Below are 3,356 nucleotides of genomic sequence, written 5' to 3'. Positions count from 1 at the left end.
CGCGTGGGTTCGGGGGGGTGTCTATCAGCGCCCCCCGCGCGCGCGCCGCGGCGGCGGGGGGGGGGCCGCGCGGGCCCCCCCGGCGCGCCGCCCGCCCCCCCCCCGGCGGCGGCCAGGCGGCGCGGCGCGGTCGCCGAGGCGGTCCGGCTGTACCGGTACGACGCCCGGTGCGCAGTCGCCGAGTGGGTGTCGCGCCTGCGGTTCGCCGCCCAGGCATGGGGCGACGAGGACCTGGTCGCGCTCCTGGACGGACTCGGCCTGCCGCTGCCGTGGCGGGCGGACTGGGCTCGCTGGCGGCCGCTGGAGGCCTTCGACCCCCGGGCCTTCGCGCCGGGGTGGACGGGCCCGGTCGAGTTCGCGGCCGTGCGGCCCGGCGAGAACGGCGCCGGGACCGGCGCGGTCTGCCTGCGGTCGTGCTACGACGGCCTCCATCGTTGGTACGAGCTGTCGAGCGGCGCGCGGACCGGTGAGGCCGAGGCCGCGGCGCCGGACGGGGCGTGGCCGGCACCGGAGACGGCCACCGGCTCGGACGGTGTACCCGCCCTGGAGGTCCTGGCCGACTTCGACCTGCTCAAGGTCAGGATCGGCGGCCCCGGCAGCACCCGCGTCCACGCACTCTGCACGCCGTACCCCGGTGCGCAGGCGTACCCGCTGGCCGACGGCCGACTCCTGCTCGCCGGGCACAGCGGAGCGGCCGTCGTCAGCTTCGATCCGACTGCGCCGGCCACCGCGTCCCAGCCGCGGGCCACGGAGGCGAACCTGCTGCCGCCCGAGGACTGGTGGACGGGGGAGCGGCGCGAGGCCGGGGACCTGACCCGGTACTACCACGGCGGTGCCGTGCGGGCCGACCCCGAGCGTCTCGGCGCCGCCGGCAGCCGGCCCGAGGTGGCCGACCTGCTGGGCACCGTGGGCCTGCCGGCGTTCCCGGTGTTCTGGCAGCGGACCGCCGACTGCCTGGCGGACCCGCGCACCCTGGCGGACCACGTCGCGGAGGAGGGCGGGAACGCGCCGTCGGACGGCGCCGGCCTCACCGTCCTCGCGGTCTCGGCGGACGACGAGACGCCGCTCTGCGTCGAGCACGCCACCGGCCGCGTCGTGCAGGCCGAGACGTCCGAGCCGGACCTGGTCAACACCTCCGTCGCGGCCTTCGCGGCCTGCCAGGCGCTCACCTCGTGGGCGCTGTCCGTATCGGCGGCACGGCAGGTCCCGGAGCGGTACGCGTTCCTCGACTTCCTCCGTGCCGCGCTCGCCCGGATCGACCCGGAGGCCGCGGCGGACCAGGGCAGCGACTGGTGGTGGTACCAGGCGGTGCAGGACGAGACCTCGTACACGCTGTACGCCTAGCCTGGCGGTACGGCCGGTGGACAGCAGACGGCAGGGAGAGGGATCGGTGTTGAGGACCGGGCCGGGATATTCGGCAGCGGTGAAGTTCCGTACGCCCGACGGGGCGGAGCGGTCCGAGGTGGCCCGAAGCGGCCCCGGACTGCCGCACCCGGAGTGGCAGTTGCACGAGCGGCTGGCATCGCTCGGCGTGCCGGCGGGCGATGTCCGGCAGCTGTACACGGAGCTGCAGGTGTGCGACGTTCCCGGCGGCAACTGCGCGGCCCAGGTGCGCCGTTGGTGGCCCGACGTGCAGCTCTCGCACTCGGCGGAGTACGGGATCGACGAGGCCTCCCGGCAGCGCGGTCTGGCGGTGCTGCGGGCACACCTGGTCGAGGCGGGGCGCCGCCGCGGTTTCGAGGTCGACATGGAGACCAGGCGCCTGCCGCTGCCCGCTGCCGCGGAGACCGGGGCGGCCGGTGCCGCCTCCGACCGTCCGGTCGGCCTCCCCCCGTCCTTCGAGCCGTTCTTCGAACGGGCCGCCGCTGAGGGAGTTCCGCTCGCCGACCACCTCGCCGCCGAGGGCGTCGCCCTGACCGGCGCCGCGGCGGAGCTCTGCGCCGAGCGCGGATACCTGCGCCTCGGTACCGACTTCGGCCGGGACGTGTGCACGACGCCCGCCACCGGCGAGGTCTGGGCGGTCGGCCGCCGCTCGGGCGGCGTGCGGTACGTGAACCGCACGGCCGGGCACTTCGCGTCGTGCCTGGACCTGCTGCGCCGGACGTGGCCCGGGCGCCGCGGGCTCGGCCCCGACGACGCGGCCCGGCACACGGCGGACTTCCAGCAGGCCCTGGTCGCCCTCGACGGGACGGCCCTCGGCGATCCGGAGAACTGGTGGTCCGTCGTCGTCGAACAGATGTGGGACGGCCTGCTCTGACCTCCGCGCGGTCGGTGCGGACTTCCGGGAGGCCGCGAGCAGGCTGAGGTCCCGTCTGCAGGCGCTGGAGGGCGGCAGCGAGCCGCCGTGGGGCGACGACGACAGGAGTTCGGCGGCGCGATGTACGCCGGCCGTGCGATGGGGCGGTTCGACATCGGAACGCCGAGCGAGGGGGCAGTTCAGGTGGTGCAGACGGTGGTTCGTCCAGTTCCTGCAGCGGGACGCGGCGGCGTTCAACGAGGCGCCGGCGGAGGGGCTCGAACTCCACCGGCAGTACTGGACCGGCGACGAGGAGCGGGCGGGGGACTCGGAGGGCTTCGTGGCCCTGGCCCTGCTCGGCGTGGCGTGCCTGGCGTACGACGCGGGCGTGCCCGTCGAGGTCGAGTCCGCCTACCTGCCGCGGTACCTGCTGGAGCGCCGCTGGGTCGGTGAGTACGAGACCTGACGGGCGACGGGAGCACGGCCGGCCGGGGCGAACCCGCCGGCGGATTCGAAGGGAACGGTGGTGACGGTGGGACAGCAGCAGATCGTCGTCGACGAGGGCAACCTGCGGGCGCAGGGGCGGAGCCTGGAGTCGGTCGGCGCGGACTTCCAGGACGCCGCGAGCAGGCTGAGGTCCCGTCTGCAGACGCTGGAGGGCGGCAGCGAGCCGCCGTGGGGCGACGACGACCTCGGCGAGAAGTTCGGTGTCGTGTACGAGGGCCTGCGCGACGGCATGCAGGAGTCGATGGACTCGCTGGCACAGCGGCTCGGCGAGATGGGCCAGAAGCTCCAGGTGATGGCGGACAGCCACGAGGCCAACGAGATCGCCACCGCCGGCGGCCTGGACGCGGTCGGCGGCCGCACCGACGCGCTCGGCGGCGAGATCCGCAGCCTGCACCACCCGCGGGCCTGATCGGCCGCGTCCGCCCGTCGAAACCCGGTGGCAGTGCGTCCCGGTGGCCCGCCAGGATGGCGCCATGGACGACACTCCCACCCAACTGCCGCCCACAGTCAGCACGTTGCGCGCGGCCGCGGCCGCGCACCGCTACACCCACACCTCCGACGACCCCACGGGCGGCCTGCTCGCCCTCCACGCCGCCGCCCGGCCCCGCGGGCG

Annotated in this window: 4 protein-coding genes; all 4 read left to right on the top strand. The window is 75.9% G+C overall.

Annotated features, from left to right (window positions below; genetic code table 11):
- The first annotated feature begins 186 nt into the window (after nucleotides 1-186).
- The 4 genes from ACFV0G_RS07410 to ACFV0G_RS07395 all read left to right on the top strand — a co-directional run bounded on the left by ACFV0G_RS07410 (nucleotide 187) and on the right by ACFV0G_RS07395 (nucleotide 3,152).
- Nucleotides 187-1,344 carry an SUKH-4 family immunity protein gene (locus ACFV0G_RS07410; RefSeq protein WP_380543095.1) on the top strand — a complete coding sequence of 386 codons (1,158 nt, stop codon included), beginning with the start codon at nucleotides 187-189 and terminating at the stop codon, nucleotides 1,342-1,344.
- Nucleotides 1,238-2,257 carry a nucleic acid/nucleotide deaminase domain-containing protein gene (locus ACFV0G_RS07405; protein WP_380543092.1) on the top strand — a complete coding sequence of 340 codons (1,020 nt, stop codon included), beginning with the start codon at nucleotides 1,238-1,240 and terminating at the stop codon, nucleotides 2,255-2,257. The genes ACFV0G_RS07410 and ACFV0G_RS07405 overlap by 107 nt, the downstream gene beginning before the upstream one ends.
- A 133-nt stretch (nucleotides 2,258-2,390) precedes the next feature.
- On the top strand, nucleotides 2,391-2,702 hold the full coding sequence (locus tag ACFV0G_RS07400) for an immunity 49 family protein (RefSeq protein ID WP_380543089.1): 312 nt from the start codon (nucleotides 2,391-2,393) through the stop codon (nucleotides 2,700-2,702).
- A gap of 66 nt (nucleotides 2,703-2,768) precedes the next feature.
- The gene (locus ACFV0G_RS07395) at nucleotides 2,769-3,152 is read left to right on the top strand and encodes a WXG100 family type VII secretion target (protein ID WP_380543086.1); all 384 of its coding nucleotides are present in this window, start codon (nucleotides 2,769-2,771) and stop codon (nucleotides 3,150-3,152) included.
- The last annotated feature ends 204 nt before the right edge of the window (nucleotides 3,153-3,356 follow it).

The sequence above is a fragment of the Kitasatospora sp. NPDC059571 genome, assembly GCF_042735675.1.
Lineage (GTDB): Bacteria > Actinomycetota > Actinomycetes > Streptomycetales > Streptomycetaceae > Kitasatospora.
Note: the sequence above shows the minus strand (reverse complement) of the source record. Positions and strands in the feature narration are given on the sequence as shown.